At 71.3% G+C, this 16864-nt stretch carries 17 protein-coding genes and 1 pseudogene; 13 read left to right on the forward strand and 5 right to left on the reverse strand.

The window, feature by feature from the left end:
* Positions 1 to 162: 162 nt before the first annotated feature.
* Positions 163 to 1299, reverse strand: coding sequence for an FAD-dependent oxidoreductase (locus AY578_RS32375; protein ID WP_136237429.1), 1137 nt, complete (start codon positions 1297 to 1299; stop codon positions 163 to 165).
* Between the two features lie 136 nt (positions 1300 to 1435).
* Between AY578_RS32375 and AY578_RS32380 the strand changes: the two genes are divergently transcribed.
* From AY578_RS32380 to AY578_RS32425, 10 genes and pseudogenes are all read left to right on the forward strand, one after another.
* Positions 1436 to 2047, forward strand: coding sequence for a TetR/AcrR family transcriptional regulator (locus AY578_RS32380; protein ID WP_019523572.1), 612 nt, complete (start codon positions 1436 to 1438; stop codon positions 2045 to 2047).
* Positions 2048 to 2069: 22 nt separating this feature from the next.
* Positions 2070 to 2767: pseudogene (locus AY578_RS32385) on the forward strand (IS5 family transposase); the annotation flags it as partial.
* Positions 2768 to 3017: 250 nt separating this feature from the next.
* Positions 3018 to 3626, forward strand: coding sequence for a cupin domain-containing protein (locus AY578_RS32390; RefSeq protein ID WP_019523571.1), 609 nt, complete (start codon positions 3018 to 3020; stop codon positions 3624 to 3626).
* 102 nt (positions 3627 to 3728) lie between these two features.
* Positions 3729 to 5054 (forward strand): MFS transporter, encoded by a 1326-nt coding sequence (locus AY578_RS32395; RefSeq protein ID WP_019523570.1) that lies wholly within the window; start codon positions 3729 to 3731, stop codon positions 5052 to 5054.
* 12 nt (positions 5055 to 5066) lie between these two features.
* Complete coding sequence (locus AY578_RS32400) at positions 5067 to 6422, forward strand: FAD-dependent oxidoreductase (protein WP_019523569.1); 1356 nt, start codon at positions 5067 to 5069, stop codon at positions 6420 to 6422.
* Positions 6419 to 7609, forward strand: a complete 1191-nt coding sequence (locus tag AY578_RS32405) for a CaiB/BaiF CoA transferase family protein (RefSeq protein ID WP_215048472.1) — start codon at positions 6419 to 6421, stop codon at positions 7607 to 7609. Before AY578_RS32400 ends, AY578_RS32405 begins: the two co-directional genes overlap by 4 nt.
* A complete protein-coding gene (locus AY578_RS32410) occupies positions 7606 to 8391 on the forward strand; it encodes an enoyl-CoA hydratase-related protein (protein WP_019523567.1) in 786 nt (261 codons plus the stop codon). The genes AY578_RS32405 and AY578_RS32410 overlap by 4 nt, the downstream gene beginning before the upstream one ends.
* Positions 8392 to 8405: 14 nt before the next feature.
* The gene (locus tag AY578_RS32415; protein ID WP_026243637.1) at positions 8406 to 9299 is read left to right on the forward strand and encodes a dihydrodipicolinate synthase family protein; all 894 of its coding nucleotides are present in this window, start codon (positions 8406 to 8408) and stop codon (positions 9297 to 9299) included.
* The gene (locus tag AY578_RS32420; protein ID WP_019523565.1) at positions 9299 to 10072 is read left to right on the forward strand and encodes an SDR family oxidoreductase; all 774 of its coding nucleotides are present in this window, start codon (positions 9299 to 9301) and stop codon (positions 10070 to 10072) included. Before AY578_RS32415 ends, AY578_RS32420 begins: the two co-directional genes overlap by 1 nt.
* A 28-nt stretch (positions 10073 to 10100) precedes the next feature.
* Complete coding sequence (locus tag AY578_RS32425; RefSeq protein WP_019523564.1) at positions 10101 to 11537, forward strand: aldehyde dehydrogenase family protein; 1437 nt, start codon at positions 10101 to 10103, stop codon at positions 11535 to 11537.
* Positions 11538 to 11769: 232 nt separating this feature from the next.
* On the opposite strand, the gene AY578_RS32430 is transcribed toward AY578_RS32425, so the two are convergent.
* Positions 11770 to 12330 carry a GNAT family N-acetyltransferase gene (locus tag AY578_RS32430; RefSeq protein WP_136237425.1) on the reverse strand — a complete coding sequence of 187 codons (561 nt, stop codon included), beginning with the start codon at positions 12328 to 12330 and terminating at the stop codon, positions 11770 to 11772.
* Positions 12331 to 12480: 150 nt separating this feature from the next.
* On the opposite strand from AY578_RS32430, the gene AY578_RS32435 reads away from it, so the two are divergent.
* Entirely contained in the window at positions 12481 to 13089 is a 609-nt protein-coding gene (locus tag AY578_RS32435) for an HD domain-containing protein (RefSeq protein ID WP_215048471.1), read from the forward strand.
* 26 nt (positions 13090 to 13115) lie between these two features.
* On the opposite strand, the gene AY578_RS32440 is transcribed toward AY578_RS32435, so the two are convergent.
* Positions 13116 to 13973: an SDR family NAD(P)-dependent oxidoreductase gene (locus tag AY578_RS32440; RefSeq protein ID WP_136237423.1), complete on the reverse strand. Its 858-nt coding sequence runs from the start codon at positions 13971 to 13973 to the stop codon at positions 13116 to 13118.
* A 324-nt stretch (positions 13974 to 14297) separates the two neighbouring features.
* Positions 14298 to 14600 carry a hypothetical protein gene (locus AY578_RS32445; protein ID WP_258906803.1) on the reverse strand — a complete coding sequence of 101 codons (303 nt, stop codon included), beginning with the start codon at positions 14598 to 14600 and terminating at the stop codon, positions 14298 to 14300.
* Positions 14601 to 14815: 215 nt separating this feature from the next.
* Here AY578_RS32445 and AY578_RS32450 point away from each other — a divergent pair, with 215 nt between their 5' ends.
* Together AY578_RS32450 and AY578_RS32455 are read left to right on the forward strand one after the other, a co-directional pair.
* Positions 14816 to 15118 (forward strand): hypothetical protein, encoded by a 303-nt coding sequence (locus AY578_RS32450; protein ID WP_037953768.1) that lies wholly within the window; start codon positions 14816 to 14818, stop codon positions 15116 to 15118.
* Between the two features lie 37 nt (positions 15119 to 15155).
* Complete coding sequence (locus tag AY578_RS32455; protein ID WP_052183334.1) at positions 15156 to 15875, forward strand: histone H3 family protein; 720 nt, start codon at positions 15156 to 15158, stop codon at positions 15873 to 15875.
* A 3-nt stretch (positions 15876 to 15878) separates the two neighbouring features.
* On the opposite strand, the gene AY578_RS32460 is transcribed toward AY578_RS32455, so the two are convergent.
* Positions 15879 to 16784, reverse strand: a complete 906-nt coding sequence (locus AY578_RS32460; RefSeq protein ID WP_028960436.1) for a LysR family transcriptional regulator — start codon at positions 16782 to 16784, stop codon at positions 15879 to 15881.
* Positions 16785 to 16864: the final 80 nt, after the last annotated feature.

Raw genomic sequence — 16864 nt, forward strand, 5'->3', positions numbered from 1 at the left:
GTTTCAATCGAACTGCCGCCTCGCCGGCCGACGCTCCGTCCGGTCGATTCCGGTCACCGTCCGGGCGCCCGGCAGGCGACGCCGGCCGGGCGTGCCGGCGTCGCTCCTGACGTCCGGTCGGCGCCCGACGGCGTCAGCCGCCGTCCCCCGTCCCGGAGCCGCTCACCGGCCCTCGGCGGCGGCGGCGAAGTCGGGAAGCTCCGTGGAGACCAAGTCGTGCACGGCGCCGTCGAGGAGTCGGGAGGTCTCGGCGGAGCGGGGGAGCATGGTGTCCTCGTAAGCCCGGACGGCCTCACCCACGGTGTCGTGACGGGCGAGCGCGAGGGCGAGTTCGCAGGCGTCGAGCAGGGCGAGGTTGACGCCCACGCCGAGCGGCGGCATGAGATGGGCGGCGTCCCCGAGGAGGGTGACGGAAGGGCTGTGCTGCCAGGTGTGCCCGGCGGGCAGGGCATGGATCGGGCGGTCGACGTAGGGGCCGTCGTTGTCGCCGACCAGCCGGCGCATACGCGGTGACCAGTCGCGGAAGCGCTCCAGCAGCCGGGCGCGGATGCGCCCGGTGTCCTGCGGCTCCAGGCCGGCGGCGGTGATCCAGTCGGCGGGGGCGCGCTGGATGACGTAGACGCGGACGTGGTCGCCGCCGTTGCGCTGCGCGAACAGGCCGCGCTCGCCGTCGGCGGCCGCGGCGCTGCCCTGCCCGACGAGCTCGGCGATGTCCGGATGACGTGCGGTGACGTCGTGGAACCACGCTTCCAGGAAGCTGACGCCGGTGTAGCGGGGCGTGGCGTCGGAGACGGAGCGCCGGACGGCGGACCAGGCGCCGTCGGCGCCGATGACGAGGTCGCACTCCACGGTGGTGCCGCCTGCGAAGTGCAGCCGCCGCGGACCCTGCGAGGGCCCGGTGACGGCGCGCAGGGTGTGCCCCCAGCGCACGGTGCCGGGGGGCAGCGACCCGAGCAGCAGATCGCGCAGCACACGGCGGTCGATCTCCGGCTTGAACCGCTCGTCCGGCTCGGGCACATGGTGGAACAGGACCGCGCCGGACGGATCCAACTGCCGCATCTCCTGCCCTTCATGGCGGGACAGCCGGAAGAACTCCTCCAGCAGACCGGCCTCGCGCAGGGCGAGTTGGCCGTTGTCGGCGTGCAGGTCGAGGGTGCCGCCCTGGTCGCGTGCGTCGGGTCCGGCGTCGCGGTCGTAGACGGTGGCGGCGATGCCGTGCCGGGCCAGGATGCGGGCGCAGGCCAGGCCGCCGGGGCCGGCGCCGACGATGGCGATACGGGGCGGGGGAGTGGTGGACATGAAGGGACTCCGTTCGTGGCAGGACGGCGGCCGGGCAGCGCCTCACGGCCGCAACGAGCCCAGAAAAGCACAACAACTAAATAAGTGCAACAACTCAACTTTTGAACCCGGTCAACTAGCCGGGTAAGCTGCCGTCATGCCCCGATCCACCCCCGCGCAGCACGCCACCCCCGACCCCGCGCCCCCGGGCCGCCGCGAACGCAAGAAGGCCGCCACCCGCCGGGCCATCGCCGACGCCGCCCTGCGCCTGTTCCTGGAACGTGGCTACGACGCCGTCGGCATCCGCGAGATCGCCGACGCCGCCGACGTGTCCACGACCACGCTGTTCAAGCACTTCCCGGTCAAGGAAGCCCTCGTCTTCGACGAGGACGACGACCAGGAGGAACGCCTGCTCGCCGCCGTCCGCGAACGCCCCGCGGGCACATCCGTCCCCGCCGCCCTGCGCGAACACGCCCTCAACTCCCGGCTGATCACCCCCGACGGCGACGACCGCCTGACCGCCTTCCTCACCCTGGTGACCACCACCCCCGCACTGCGCGACTACGGCCAGAACATGTGGCTGCGCCACACCACCGCCCTGGCCCGCGTCATCGCCGAGGAAAGCGGCCGCCCCGCCGACGACCCGGCCTGCCTGGCCCTGGCCCACTTCGCCCTCGAAGCCCCGCGCGCCGCATACGGGCACGCCGACCCGCGTGCGGCGGTCATCAGCGCGTTCGACCTGCTGGAGCGGGGCTGGGAGGCTCTTTGACCGGTCTGTCGGTTGATTGGATGTGTCCGTCCGATCAGTGATCACTGATGCGATGGGGGACCGGATCGAGCCGTTGCCGCCGGCTGATCCGGTCCGCGGTCGGCGATGGGTCGATCACCGCCGAACCCCGGAAGCCGTCGCGTGGAAGTGCCGCGCCTGCTCACCCTGGCGGGACGTGCCGTTCCGGACCGCTCACAAACGCCTGATCAGGTGGGTCGTGCAGGGCACCTGGGAGCGATCCTTACTGCGGTGCCGGCAGCGGCCGACGGTGCTGACGGCATCGGCTGGACCGTGTCGGTGGACTCCACCGTCTGCCGGGCTCACCAGCACTCCGCCGGAGCCAGGAAGAGGGGGCTCCAGGTCCGGCCGGACCCATCGACCGTGCGCTTGGACGCCCCCGCAGCGGCCTGAGCACACAGATCCACCTCGCCTGCGACAGCCATGCACGACCCCCGGCCTCCGCGTCACCGTAGATCAGTCGGGCGATGCCCTGGCCATCGAGACCCGTCATGGCCGGTATCCGTGTTCCGCGAAGCGGACCCGGAAGCCGAGAACCCGGCCGGACTCCGTTCTGCCCGACCGCGCCTTTCGTCCCGGGCCATCCGGACCCGTGTTCCTTGTCGGAGCATCCGCGCTGTCAATCCTGAGCCGTCCGACCGGGTCGGCCACCGTCTGCGGCGAGGCCGCGGTCGCCGCCCACCGGCGGTCCCCGTAACGGCGCCCCATGTGTGGCCGGTGTCCACGGGCCGCTGCGGTTGGTCCGTGCCCGGGAGTCGGTGTGTCGATGGCGTGCGATGCGACCGCCGTCCGCAGTGGCGCCGCAGGTGGCGTCTGACGGTCCTGCAGCACCAGCTCTTCGCGTCGGCGCCTGCCCGGCTTCAAAAAGATGAACCGCAGGGGGTTGTTTTCATCATCGTGAAGGTCTTCAATATGCCGCAGGACAAACGCTGCTCAGGGAGAGGCGGAGACCGTGCACGACACCGACGCACCGATGCCGGACGACCGGCCGGACCTCGATGTGATGGTCGCCACGGTCGGCCTGCAGATCAAGGCCTTGCGCAAGCAGGCGGATCTGACCTTGGACGAGCTGAGCCGCCGCTCCGGCATCAGCACCGGACTGATCAGCCAGATCGAGCGAGGGAAGGGCAACCCTTCCTTCGCCAGCCTGGTGCAGATCGCTCACGGTCTGGACGTTCCGATCGGGCGGCTGCTGCACCTCGCGGAGCAGGTGAGTCCGGTGGTCCGTGCCCACGAGCGCCGCAGCCTGGACTTCCACGGTGCGGACTCGGTGAACGGCGACCGCTACGAACTGCTCACTCCGTCTCTCAACGGCGCTCTGGAGGTCCTCTGGGTGGTCACCCAGCCGGGCCACGACACCAGCGCCACCGCGTTCTGTCACAACGGCGAGGAGTTCGGCATCGTGCTCTCCGGTGTGAAGGACGTCTATCTCGACGGCGTCCGTCACCGGCTCGAAGCGGGTGACTCCATCACCTACTCCTCCAGCATTCCGCACTGGTACGTCAATCCTGGTGACGAGCCCGCCACCTCGATCTGGGTGGTCACCCCGCCCAGCTGGTAGGCACAGGCCTCGCACCGCCCCGTCCCCAACGCCCCGGCCTCTGGCCCGGGCGCCGGTTCCGCACGGCCTCGTTCCGTGCGCCTCCCCAAGACGAGGTGCCCCATGGCATCACTCACCGAGAGAAGCCCAGCCACCACCACAAAGTCCCTCTCGCACCGCCGCGCTCTGCTGGCCCTCGGTGGCGGCAACGCCGTCGAGTGGTACGACTGGATGGTCTACGGGCTACTGGCCTCCTACATCGGCCCGCTCTACTTCCCGTCGGGCAGTTCCGTCACCGAAACCATGTCCGCGCTGGCCGTCTTCGCGGTCGGCTTCGCCGCCCGGCCGCTCGGCGCGATCATCTTCGGCACGCTGGCCGACCGCATAGGCCGACGCGCCGTCATGCTCTTCTCCATCGGCTCAATGGTGCTGAGCACCATGATCATAGCACTGCTGCCCAGTCATGCGGTCATCGGCGTCTGGGCCGGCGTCATCCTGCTGGCCTGCCGCATCCTGCAGGGACTCTCCACAGGCATCGAGGCACCGCTCAACTCCGCGTACATCGTGGAACTGGCACCCGAGGGCAGGACCGCCCGGTACGGCGGCATCCTCAGCGCCTACGTGCAGGCCGGCATCGTCAGCGCCTCGCTGGTCTGCTTCCTGACCACCTCGGTGGTCGCCCCTGACGCCATGGCCTCCTGGGGCTGGCGCATCCCGTTCGTCGTCGGCGCCGTCGGCGGCCTGGTCTTCCTCTGGCTGCGCCGCGCCCTGCCGGAGACCCTGCACACCACGGGCGAGAAGACCCCGCACACCACGGGCGAGAAGCAGGCCGAGCCGGCCCGTGTGGGCCGGGTCTGGGCCGAGGTCTGGCAGCACCGGCTGGCGCTCCTGGCGATCGTCTTCGTGGTGGCCGGCGCCCAGGCGCTCCAGTACACCTGGACCACCGGACTGCCCAACCTGGCCCGCTCCGCCTACCACGAGAACCCGGACACCGTCTTCCTGGTCTCCACCCTCTCCGGGATCTGCGTCGCCGCGCTCTACCCGCTCGTCGGCCGGCTCGCCGACCGCAAGCGGATCTCCCGCACCTTCATCGCCTCCCGGCTCGCCGTGGTGCCACTGATCTTCGTCGTACTCGCCTACCAGCAGCCCGGCATGGCGACGTTCACCGTGGTGATGCTGGTCGGCGCCCCGGTGCTCGCCTTCACCATGGGCCTGTACAACACCGTCGCCGCCACCCTGATGCCGACCAGCTGCCGGGTCACCGGCGTCGGCCTCGGCTACGCGATCGGCGTGGCCGGTTTCGGCGGCACCGCCCCCTATCTCCTGCTGTGGCTCCAGGACCACGGCGCCGGCTGGGCGTTCCCCGTCTACGGCGCGGTCCTCTGTCTGCTCAGCGTCCTGCTCTACGTGCTCGTCTTCCGCCGCGGCGCCGTCCGCGTCGGGAGCTGAAAGGGAAGTCAGATGTCACAGACCGTCTCTCTCGACGCCGTCGAGGCACCCGTGGTCCAGCGGTCCGACGTGATCGTGGTCGGCGGCGGGCCGGCCGGGGTCAGCGCGGCCGTGGCCGCCGCCCGCACCGGCGCCAGTGTGACCCTGCTGGAGCGCTACGCGGCTCTTGGCGGCCTGGCTTCCGGCGGCATGGTCCTGGTGCTCGACGACATGATCAACGGGAACGAGATCACCGTCACCGGAATCGTCGACGAGTACGTCGAGCGGATGGCCAAGCTCGGCCTCGCCGTCTACCCGCCGGCAGAGGAACGTTACTCCTCGCCCGAGATGTGGGCCAAGTGGGGCCGCTGGGGCGCCTTCGACTTCCACTCCCACACCAACCCCAAGCCGATCTGCTATGCCGTCGCCTTCGATCCCGACGGCTGGAAGCGGGTGTCCAACGACCTGGTCCGCGAGAGCGGGATCAATCTGCGGCTGCACAGCTGGTTCTCCCGGCCGGTGGTCCAGGACGGTGCGGTGAAGGGCGTGGTCTGCGAGACCAAGTCCGGGCCGCAGGCGGTGATGGGCGGCGTGGTGATCGACACCACCGGCGACATCGACGTGGCCTCCCGGGCCGGCGCCCCGTACGCCCAGGACAGCTACCTGGTCACCCTGGTCTTCCGGCTCGGCGGGGTGGACACCGCGGCCGCCGAGCGCTTCGAACAGGAGAACCCGCGTGAGGCCCGGGCCATCAACCGCAAGATCAAGCGGATGCTGGGCGGCGCCTGGGAGCTGTGGTGGCTCAAGACGCCCGTTCCCGGCGTGGTCTGGTGCAACTGCCCGCACATGACCGGCTTCGACGGCACCGACCCGGTCTCGCTCACCGAGGCCGAGTTCGAGGCCCGGGCCCGGATCGGCGCCGTCCTCGACCACATCAAGGCCGAGCTGCCCGGCTTCGGCAACGCCTACCTGCTCGACGTCGCCGAGCAGATGGGCGTCCGGCAGACCCGGCTCCTTCAGGGCGAGTATGTGGTCACCAAGGACGACGTCACGTCCCGCCGCCACTTCGCCGACAGCGTCGCCCGCGGCCGCGACTACTACACCCCGTACCGCGCGCTGCTGCCGCGCGGTGTCGATCAGCTGCTGGTCGCCGGCCGGCACTACTCGGCCACCCCCGAGGCGCAGCGGATGTCCCGCGAGATCCCGCCCTGCATGGCCATGGGCCAGGCGGCCGGCATCGCCGCCGCCACCGCGGTGGAGCAGGGTGTGCTGGTCCGGGACGTCGACCCGGCCGTCGTCCAGCACCGGATGCGCGAGCAGGGCGCCGACCCCGGTGACGTCCCCTCGGAGAACGCGACCGTCGACCAGCCCGAGGAGGTCGTGGCATGACCACCGATGTACAGCCGCTGAGCGGTCTCACCGTCATCGACTTCACCCAGGTCTTCATGGGCCCTTCCTGCACCCAGATGCTGGGCGACTACGGCGCCGACGTGATCAAGGTGGAGCGGCCCGGCACCGGCGACATCTCCCGGACCTCGATCCCGGACCCGGCCGGCCTGGACAACCCCATCTTCCTGTCCATCAACCGCAACAAGCGGAGCATCGCCATCGACACCCGCACCGACGAGGGCCGGCAGGTCATCCATGAACTGGTGCGCTCCGCCGACGTCGTGGTGAGCAACTTCCGCACCGGCGTGATGGAGCGGCTCGGCCTCGGCTACGAGGCGCTGCGCGCCGTCAACCCCAGGATCATCTGGGCCTCCGGAACCGGCTTCGGCGCCGAGGGCCCGTACGCCCACAAGGGCGGGCAGGACGCCATCGCCCAGGCGTACAGCGGAGTGATGTGGCGCCGCGTCTCCGACGACGACCCCGTCACCCTCTACCCGACCACACTCTGCGACTACACCACCGGAATGCACCTGCTCCAGGGCATCCTGCTGGCCCTGCTGCACCGCGACCGCACCGGCGAGGGACAGAAGGTCGAGGTGTCGATGTACGACTCGATGCTCCACATGCAGATGCAGGAGGCCTGCCAGCAGCTCAACCGCGGCTCCGAGATCAACTGGGCCGCGATGCCGCTCACCGGGGTGTTCCCCACCACGGACGGCGCACTGATCATGGTCGGCGGCTTCAAGAGCAACGCGCTGCACCACATCAGCCGCGCCCTGGAACTCGACGAGGACCTGAGCGAGCGCCCCGAGTTCGCCACCCTGGACCTGCAGTTCGCGCACCGGCCCGAGCTGCAGCGGATCTTCGCCGAGGCAGTGGCCCGCAACACCACCGACCACTGGGTCAAGCGGCTCGAGGACGAGGACATCCTCTGCGCCCCGGTGCGCAGTCTGGAGCAGACCCTCGACGACGAGCAGACCGCGGTCAACAACATGATCGTCGAGATGGACCACCCGGTCGCCGGCCGCATCCGCGCTCTCAACGCGCCGCTCCACCTCTCCGCCACCCCCGCCGAGGTCCGCCGGGTACCGCCGCGGCTCGGTGAGCACGGCGCGGAGGTGCTCGGTGAACTCGGCTACACCGCCGAGCAGATCGACCTGCTCCGCGAGAAGGGGGTGCTGCGATGACCGACGAGGTCCGCTACGTACGGGACGGGCACATCGCCCGGGTCACCATCGACCGCCCCGCCGTGCTCAACGCGGTGGACGCCAGGACCAACGCCTGGCTCAACGAGATCTGGGCCGACATCGAGGCCGATCCCGATGTGCGGGCGGTCGTCGTCACCGGCGCCGGTGAGCGGTCGTTCTGCGTGGGCGCCGACATGTCCGCCGACGCGGTCGACAAGACCGGCCTGGAGTACTGGGCCGGCCTGGACCCCAACGGCTTCGGCGGGCTGAGCCTGCGCACCACCCTGGACGTCCCGGTGATCGCCCGGGTCAACGGCTACGCGCTGGGCGGCGGCATGGAGATGGTCCTCGGCTGCGACATCGTCGTCGCCGCCGACCACGCCCAGTTCGGCCTCACCGAGCCCCGGGTCGGCCGGATCCCACTGGACGGCGGCGTCTTCCAGCTGGTCCGCCGGCTGCCGCACACCCAGGCCATGGGGCTGCTGCTCACCGGCCGCCGCGCCTCCGCGGCAGAGCTGCACCGCATGGGCCTGGTCAACGAGGTGGTCCCGGCACAGCAGCTGGACGAGGCCGTCGACCGCTGGGTCGCCGACATCCTCGCCTGCGCCCCCACCTCACTGCGCGCCATCAAGCAGATGGTCCAGCACGGGGACGGACTGTCACCGCAGGACGCCCACAAGCTGCGCACCCCGGCGCTGATGGCAGCGCTGGACAGCGAAGACGCCAAGGAAGGCGTGCTCGCCTTCCAGCAGAAGCGGCCACCGGTCTGGCCCGGACGATGAGGGGGAGCTCACCGATGCCCGAAAAACTCGCCCCCGGAGTGTGGGGTGTGGTCGCCACGCCCTTCCTCGGCTCCGCCTTCGAGGTGGACGAGCCCAGCCTGGCCCGGCTGGTGGAGCACTACGAGCGGATCGGCACCACCGGTCTGACCGTGCTCGGAGTCTTCGGCGAGGCCGCCCGGCTCTCCGCCGAGGAACGCCGCACCGTGCTGGAGACGGTGGTCGACACCGTAGACCTGCCGCTGGTCGTCGGGGTCACCGCACTCGCCACCGCACCGGTGCTGGAGGAGGCCCGGCTCGTCCGCGAGGTGGTCGGGGACCGCCTCGCCGGACTGATGGTGCAGGTCAACTCGCCCGATCCGCAGGTGGTCGCCGCCCACCTCAACGCGGTCCATGAGGCCACCGGCGCCGGGATCGTCGTCCAGGACTACCCGGCGACCAGCCGGGTCGCCATTCGCACCGCCGACCTGGTCCGCGCCGTCCGCCAGGTCCCCTCGGCAGTGGCGGTGAAGGCCGAGGCGCCGCCGACCCCGGCGGCCATCGCCAAGCTCACCGCAGAACTGGACGTCCCGGTGTTCGGCGGCCTGGGCGGCCTGGGCCTGCTCGATGAGCTGGCAGCCGGCGCCGCCGGGGCGATGACCGGCTTCTCCTGCCCCGAGGGCCTGATCGCCTGCGTCCAGGCCTGGCGCAACGGCGGTCACGACGCGGCCCGGGAGGCCTACCTGCCGTATCTGCCGCTGGTCAACTTCGAGGCGCAGGCCGGGATCGCGCTGGCATTGCGCAAGGAGGCCATCCGGCGCCGTGGTCTGATCATGGAGTCGGGGGTGCGACCACCAGCAGCGCAGCTGCCCGAGGCCCTGGTCCCGCAGCTGGAACGGCACCTCGCCGCGCTGCCCGAGGAGGTGCGCTGATGGACCTCGGCATCCGCGGCCGGGTCGCCGTGGTCGCCGCCTCCACCGGCGGTCTGGGCCGGGCGGTGGCCGAAGCGCTGGCCGCCGAAGGCGCCTCGGTCGTGGTGGCCGGGCGGCGCGGCGATCTCGCCGAGGAGATCGCCGGCGGACTGCCGGACGCGGTCGGCGTCCGGGTCGACCTCACCGTCCCGGACGGACCACGGGCGCTGGTCGAGGCGGCCCGCGAGGCCTACGGCGATCCGGACATCCTGGTCCTCAACGGACCCGGCCCCCGGCCCGGCACCGCCGCCGGCCTGGACACCGGCGACCTCGCCGCGGCCGTGGACTCGCTGCTGCTGGCCCAGCAACGGCTGGTGGCGCTGACCCTGCCGTCCATGCGCCGGCGCGGCTGGGGCCGCATCCTGGCCGTCGGCTCCAGCGGGATCGCCGAACCGCTGCCCGGTCTGGTCCTGTCCAACGCCGGACGGGCCGCCCTCGCCGCGTATCTGAAGACCCTCGCTGCGGAGGTGGCGACCGACGGAGTCACCGTCAACCTGCTGCTGCCCGGCCGGATCGCCACCGATCGCGTGGCGGCACTGGACGCCGCGCGGGCCGAACGCGAACAGCGCCCCGTTGCCGAGGTCGAGGCCGCCTCGCAGGCTGCGATTCCCGCCGGACGGTACGGCACCCCCGCCGAGTTCGGTGCAGCAGCCGCCTTCCTCTGCAGCGCCCCCGCCTCATACATCACCGGGACCGCGCTGCGCTGCGACGGCGGCCTGGTCCGCGGCCTGTGAACTCCCGACTTCCCAAGGAACCAAAGCCATGAGCACTGTGCAGATCCCCAACCTCATCGCCGGCGAGGAGGCCGCCGGCGACGGCTTCGAGCGGTACAACCCGGCGGACCCGGCCGAACTGGTCGCCGTGGCCCCGGCCTCCGGCGCCGAGGCCGTCGACGCGGCCGTGACGGCCGCAGCCGAGGCTCAGCCGGGATGGGCGGCGCTGCCCGCCCCGGCGCGCGGCGCGATCCTGCTGGACGCTGCCGAGGTCCTGCGCGGCCGCCACGAGGATGCCGCCCGCGACCTGGTCCGGGAGGAGGGCAAGACGCTGACCGAGGCCCGCGGCGAGGTCCGGCGGGCCATCGACGTACTGCGCTTTTTCGGCTCCGAGGGCTGGCGGCTCGGCGGGCAGGTGCTGCCCAGTTCGTTGCCGGACACCATGGTCCACACCCGCCGGGAGCCGGTCGGGGTCGTGGGGCTGATCACACCGTGGAACTTCCCGATCGCCATCCCCGCCTGGAAACTGGCGCCCGCGCTGATCGGCGGCAACGCGGTGGTGCTCAAGCCCGCAGAGCTCACCCCGGTCTCCGCCCGCCACCTCACCGAGGCCCTGGTCCGGGCCGGGCTGCCCGCCGGGGTGCTCAACGTGGTGCACGGCTCCGGCGCGGTGGTCGGTGAGGCCCTGGTCCGCGACCCCCGGGTGGCGGCGGTCTCCTTCACCGGCTCCACCCAGGTCGGCATGCGCATCGAGCGCGCGGTGCAGGAGCGCCGCGGCCGGGTGCAGGTGGAGATGGGCGGCAAGAACGCACTGGTGGTACTGGACGACGCCGACGTCGAACAGGCCGCGCGGATCGCCGCGGCGGGCGGCTTCGGTCTCACCGGCCAGGCCTGCACCGCCTCTTCCCGGGTGATCTGCACCCCCGGTGTGCACGACGACTTCGTCGCCGCGCTCGCCAAGGAGGCGGCCCGCTACCACCCCGGCAACGGCCTGGCCGATGGCACCCTGATGGGCCCGGTGGTGAGTGAGCAGCAACTCGGCACGATCACCGCCGCCATCGAGCGGGCCACGGCCGAGGGCGCGACCGTCGCCGCGGGCGGCGAGGCCCCCGAGGGGCTGATGCTCGCCCCGACCGTGCTCTCCGGCCTGAGTCAGGGGAACACGGCGGCCCGCGAGGAGATCTTCGGCCCGGTGGTCGCGGTACTGTCCGCGGCGGACCTGGACGACGCGATCAACCTGGTCAACGACTCCCGCTACGGCCTGGCCGCAGGCATCTGCACCCGCAGCCTGGCCGCCGCCCAGCGCTTCGCCGCGGCCGCCCGCGTGGGCGTGGTCAAGGTCAACCGCCCGACCACCGGCCTGGATCTCAACGTCCCGTTCGGCGGCGTCGGCGACTCCTCCAGCAACACCTTCCGCGAGCAGGGCGCGGTCGCGGTGGACTTCTACACCTGGTCCAAGTCGGTCTACCTCGGCTGGGAGGGCTAGCCGAACCCGCCTGCGGACGGCTCCTCCGCGCGGCACGTCCCGTACAGCTCGCACGGGGAGGTTCGTCCGACGGTGATCCCGATCGGGTGATCTCGGGGTGCTCGGCGTATACGGGCAGGGCCTCCTGAACAGCTCGTTGGTGTCTCATCACCGAGCAACGTCAGGAGGCCCTGGTGCCGCAGTGTTCCGTGTCAGTCAGCACGCGTGTCACCAACGTCCCGGGACAGCACACCTAACTCCCCTCCACCGGACGCCACTCACGCCGGAGGAGGCCGTAGACCCAGGAGTCGGAGACGTCGCCGTCGACGATGCAGTCCTCGCGGAGGGTGCCCTCGCGAACGAAGCCGAGCTTCTCCAGCACTCGTGCCGACGCCCCGTTCCGTGTGTCGACGTCGGCCCGGACACGGTTGAGGTCAAGGGTGTCGAACCCCCACCGCAGAAGGTCGTGCACGGTCTCCGTGGCGTACCCGTGGCCCCAGACCTCACGGTCGAAGACGTAACACAGCACCGCGCTACGGAAGTCCGGGTTCCAGTCGACGAGGCCGCACCAGCCGATGAAGGCTCCGTCGGAGACCCGCTCGACGGCCAGCCGCGCGCCCGTGCCCTCCTCCTCGATCCTGCGGCACGTCGCCAGGAACCGCTGCGCGCGGGCCGGATCGGTCCACGGAGGGGAGTCCCAGTAGCGCAGCACACGAGGGTCGCTGTGCAAGGAGTAGAGGGGTGCCGCGTCGGCGTCGGTGAACGGCCGAAGTCTCAGGCGGACGGTGTGGAGTTCGGGAGTGGGCAAGGTCATCATGTGGATCATCCTGCCGCGTCCCGTTCGAGGCCGACCAGCGGTTTACGCGGGGTGGGCCCGCCATCGGAGGCGGCGCCTCAGGCAGGCGTACGCCGACGAGGTGCGCGAGGATGAGACCGGGGTCAAGGGGCGGGGAAAGGGCACGGCATGGACATCACCTTCGGAGGAGCGACAGGCGATCTCGCCCACGCCTACGTGCGCGAGATCCTGCATCCGGCGATCCTTCACCACAGCGTGCGTGTCTGGCTGCTCGCGGATCATCTCGGCCGGCAGCAGGACCTGAAGGGGGCGGAACGGGAAGCCCTGGCCGTGGCCTGCCTCTTCCACGACTCGGGAACAGCCGCGCCTCACGACGGAGCTCAGCGTTTCGAGGTGGAGGGCGCGGACGCGGCGCGCGCCTTCCTGTCGGAGCACGGCTGGCCCGACGATCTCGGGCAACAGGTCTGGGAGGCCGTGGCCCTGCACACCTCCCCGGGCATCGCGGAACGTATGGGCACCCTGCCGAGGCTCGTCAGGCTGGCGGTGCTGGCGGACTTCGGCAGGACGGACCTCCTCGGAACCGAGGGCCGCACCGAACTGACCGAGGCGCTGGAGCGCTTCCCGCGCCTGGACATCGAAGCCGCACTCGCTGACGCGGTCGTGGCGCAGGCTCTGCGCAACCCGCAGAAGGCGCCGCCCTCCAGCTGGCCGGGCGGGCTGCTCGCGGCCCACTTGGCGGATTCGGACAGGACCGGAGGCGGCAACCCCGCGTTCTGAGGAGCGGCCGGCTCGCGGCCCGCCGCTCACAGCACCGCGTACTCGCCGCTCCCGGGGTAGTCGGTGCTGAGGGCGACGTCTTTCCCGGCCTCGTAGTCGGCACGCAACTGGTCCAGCTTGACGCCGATCCTGCGCTGGGCGTCACTGCCCAGGACCAGCCAGTGCCGCGGTGTGGGGGAGAGGGCTTCCTTGAAGATCACTTCCGCAGCCCTCGCCGGGTCACCGGGGAACATGTCGGGGGTCGCCCTGTCCATGATGGCCCGGAAGGCGCCGGCGGTGACCGCGTATTCACTGATCGGATCCCCGGAGGCACGCGTGCGGTGCTCGATCCCGGTACGGAAGGAGCCAGGCAGCACGAGGAGCGCCCGCAGGCCCAAGGGCTCGATCTCCTGCCACAGGGCCTCGGTGAAGCCGTCCAGGGCGGACTTGCTCGCGGCATAGAAGCCGTTCCCGGGCACACTCGCCGGCCCGTCCATGGAGGAGATGTTGACGATCGTCCCGCGGCGACGACCGCGCATCGCGGGCAGCACGGCCCGGGTGAGTGCCACGGCGCCGAAGAAGTTGACCTCGAAGACCGCGCGGTAATCGGACTCGTGCTGTTCCTCGATGGCGCCGATGATGTCGACACCCGCGTTGTTGACGAGGACGTCGATGCCGCCGGACCACTCCTCGGCCTCCCGCACGGCCTCGGCGCACCGGTGACCGTCCGTGACGTCGAGCTGAAGCACGAGGCACTCGTCGGGGTGGCCGTCCGCCAAGCCGGCCATCGGAGCGACCACCGGCGCCGTCGCGACGACCCGGTGGCCCTGCTCCAGCACATGCTGGGCAAGCGCGTGACCGAGACCGCTGGACGCGCCGCTGATGAACCACGTCGTGGGGGACACGATGTACTCCCTCCCGTCGGGAGAGACGGTCGGCAGGTGCCTGGTGCCGCTCAGGTAGGTACGGATGGGGCCGCCTGTGGAGAGAGGCCGAGCCTCCGGCCCGAAGTGGACGGCATCAGCGACGTAGGGCACCTGACCGCGACCGCACTGCACCGCGCCCAGGACCTCCGGATGACACGTCACACCCGCCCCTCACGGGCCACTAAAACCCAACCCACCACACCTTCACGGGGCTCGCATCACGGCGTCCCCGCCCGGCAGTGGGGGCCTGTCGGTGTTCACCGCGGCGGGGCCTGACCTGCGGTATGCGCTCCTTCCGATCACCTACAGCGTTCCAGCGCCGCCCCAGCGTGCCCGCAGAACCTCGGCCCAGTCGCCGTCGTCAGGCCCGGGTTCGTTCAGCCGTGGTACTGGTCCGGGTGCTGTCTCGATCAGGTGCACAAGCGTCCAGGCGAGGCCGTAGCAGTCGTCGGGCCCGAAGCAGGTGGCCAGGGCAGCGGCTTCCTCGGAGGTGACAGGCCGGGGGAGCGCGGTCAGTCGGCGCTCACGCCGATCGATCTCTTCCTCACTCGCCTCCCGGTCGGGAAGCGGTCCGTCGAGGACGAAGTCGCGCACTTCAGGTCTCATGAGCCCATCATCGTCGCTGTCCGGTCAAGAGGGCGCGGCGCATGGCGTCACCAGCCACCGGCCCACACGTGATCACCACTGGCTGTGGCGCCCCCGCAGTCGATCCTCCGGAGAGACCGGGTCGAGGGAGCTGGACGACTGGGTCGCTCGGGCCGTCGTCCGAAACCTCGTTTCTCCCGTGCTGCACAACGCGATTCGGGGGTACACGGGGGCGCATGGCACCGAAGAGAAGTGAACGTACTCAGCTGAAGCGGGCTGTGCGCCAGCTCCGCCGCATCCGCTCCTTCTACGCCGCGGCGACGGTGCTGTGGGCGGGCTCGGCCGCGTTGACCAGCTGGCAGGCTGCCGGGAGCCGACAACTGACGGTCTGCGTCACGCTCCTGGCCGTCTTCGCCGCGCTGTTCGTCATGGCGAGCATCGCCCTCCGCCGCCTCGGTGCCTCGGCGACCACCGGCCGGGTGCAGCGCCACACCACACCGCCCGCCGTGTCGAACGCAGGCGGCCACGCCGCTGCCTGATCCAGATGCTCACCACGGCTGTGAGATCGTCTCGGCCATGGATGCCCCGCTGTTCAACCCCGCCGTCGTCAAAGCCGTGTTCAGAGACGTGACGTGGATGCACGTCTCCCAGTCCGCTGTTCGAGTCGCGACGTCGGTCACGCGGACACTGCTGGCGGAGATCATCGAGGGCGCCAGGGCAGCGGCGGCCGACGAGGGCCTCACGGTTCTCCAGCCCAGGCACCTCGTCACGGCGATCGACCGGAACGTCGAAGTGGATGTGGCCAACGAGTGGTACGACCACAGCCCGACGTTCCGAGCCCTGACCGGCGACGTCGCGAGCCCCGCCGCGCAGCCAGGTATGAGCGGCAGGGCACACAGAGGCAAGCCGAGCGCGGTGACCAACGCGCACAGATTCGAGCCGGGGGTGAAGAGGCTGCTGCGGAGTCAGGGGGTCCGGGCCGTACCGACGATGGTCCGCGAACTCGACGGCGTCGCAAGCGTGTTCATGATGCGCCTCGTCCGGTCCGCGGCCATGGTCGTGCGCGAGGGCGGGACCCGACGCTACGGAACGGTCATCCTGACCATGCCGGGAGAACCGCTCCCGCCCCCCTCCCAGGAGAATCCACTCCAAAGCGCCCCTCCCCGTGAGGGCGACAGGCGGACCATCGGCGGGAACGACGTTCTGGACGCCACCAGGATCGAGTTGTTCGGCGACATCAGGCAGCGTGCCCTGACCGAAGCACGCGAGGCGGAGCAGACGCACGCATCGGCCTGACCCTCACCACCCGTCATCCTCACCACCCCGAGCCGCCCCCAACAGGCACTCCCGCACCGCCGTCACGTGCGCCCGCGGCACACCTCCCGCCCGCTGCACCAGAAAGCTGGTGTTGATGGGCGGGTCCTCCGGCGAGAACAGCGCGACCAACGCCCCCTCCTCCAGCTCACGTTCACAGAGGTACCGAGGCAGCACCGTCACACCGGACCCCGCCACGACCGACGACCGGACGCCCCGCAGATCCGGGACGACGACAGCGGGCCGTGCCGTGAGCCGCGTGCGGAAGACGTGCCGCCAGTACCGTCGCAGGATCGGCAGGTCCTCCGCGTACGCGACGAGCGGCACGTCCCGCAGCGGACCGGGGTCACGGATGGTGAGGGGCCCGATCCGGCGGGCCCACTCCGGGGCCGCGACGAGGACGAACTCCTCGTCCGTGAGAGGCACAGCGCTCAGAGCCCGACCCCGCGGACGCACCGCGGACAGTACGACATCGAACCGGCCGGCTTGCAGCCCTTCGAGAAGGTCGTCGGCCAGTCCAGTAGTAACGCGTAGCAGCACGCCGTCGGCCGTCAGCGGAGCGAGGGCGGGCAGCGCCAGGACGGAGAGCAGCTCGGCGGGACCCGCCAGGTGAACGGGTTCGGGAGCCACCTCGGCTCCCGGCCGACCGCGCTCCGCGACCGCGGCCAGCGCGTCGAGGGGCGCCGCGATCTCCCCGGCCAGGGAGTCCGCGACCGACGTGGGCGCGACCCCCCTCGGCAGCCGTTCGAAGAGCCGGCGCCCCATCCGCGTTTCCAGCGCCTGGACCTGAGCGCTCACGGTGGGTTGGGAGATGCCCAGATCGCGGGCGGCACCGGTGAGGGAACGGGCTCGGTGGACAGCCAGGAAGGTCCGCAGCAGACCGAGGTCCAGCGGCCCCCGCCGGGCGACGACGACCCGCCGGGCGACGACGACCCGTCGGACGACAGCCCGCCGGGCTCCGACTCACCGCG

It is taken from the genome of Streptomyces thermocarboxydus (assembly GCF_024760485.1).
GTDB classification, from domain to species: Bacteria; Actinomycetota; Actinomycetes; order Streptomycetales; family Streptomycetaceae; genus Streptomyces; species Streptomyces cellulosae.

Excerpts from the sequence above, each read along its gene's own strand:
- AY578_RS32375 (WP_136237429.1), bottom strand. The coding sequence starts at position 1,299 with ATGTCCACCACTCCCCCGCCCCGTATCGCCATCGTCGGCGCCGGCCCC.
- AY578_RS32380 (WP_019523572.1), top strand. The coding sequence starts at position 1,436 with ATGCCCCGATCCACCCCCGCGCAGCACGCCACCCCCGACCCCGCGCCC.
- AY578_RS32395 (WP_019523570.1), top strand. The coding sequence starts at position 3,729 with ATGGCATCACTCACCGAGAGAAGCCCAGCCACCACCACAAAGTCCCTC.
- AY578_RS32400 (WP_019523569.1), top strand. The coding sequence starts at position 5,067 with ATGTCACAGACCGTCTCTCTCGACGCCGTCGAGGCACCCGTGGTCCAG.
- AY578_RS32405 (WP_215048472.1), top strand. The coding sequence starts at position 6,419 with ATGACCACCGATGTACAGCCGCTGAGCGGTCTCACCGTCATCGACTTC.
- AY578_RS32410 (WP_019523567.1), top strand. The coding sequence starts at position 7,606 with ATGACCGACGAGGTCCGCTACGTACGGGACGGGCACATCGCCCGGGTC.
- AY578_RS32415 (WP_026243637.1), top strand. The coding sequence starts at position 8,406 with ATGCCCGAAAAACTCGCCCCCGGAGTGTGGGGTGTGGTCGCCACGCCC.
- AY578_RS32420 (WP_019523565.1), top strand. The coding sequence starts at position 9,299 with ATGGACCTCGGCATCCGCGGCCGGGTCGCCGTGGTCGCCGCCTCCACC.
- AY578_RS32425 (WP_019523564.1), top strand. The coding sequence starts at position 10,101 with ATGAGCACTGTGCAGATCCCCAACCTCATCGCCGGCGAGGAGGCCGCC.
- AY578_RS32430 (WP_136237425.1), bottom strand. The coding sequence starts at position 12,330 with ATGACCTTGCCCACTCCCGAACTCCACACCGTCCGCCTGAGACTTCGG.
- AY578_RS32435 (WP_215048471.1), top strand. The coding sequence starts at position 12,481 with ATGGACATCACCTTCGGAGGAGCGACAGGCGATCTCGCCCACGCCTAC.
- AY578_RS32445 (WP_258906803.1), bottom strand. The coding sequence starts at position 14,600 with ATGAGACCTGAAGTGCGCGACTTCGTCCTCGACGGACCGCTTCCCGAC.
- AY578_RS32450 (WP_037953768.1), top strand. The coding sequence starts at position 14,816 with ATGGCACCGAAGAGAAGTGAACGTACTCAGCTGAAGCGGGCTGTGCGC.
- AY578_RS32455 (WP_052183334.1), top strand. The coding sequence starts at position 15,156 with ATGGATGCCCCGCTGTTCAACCCCGCCGTCGTCAAAGCCGTGTTCAGA.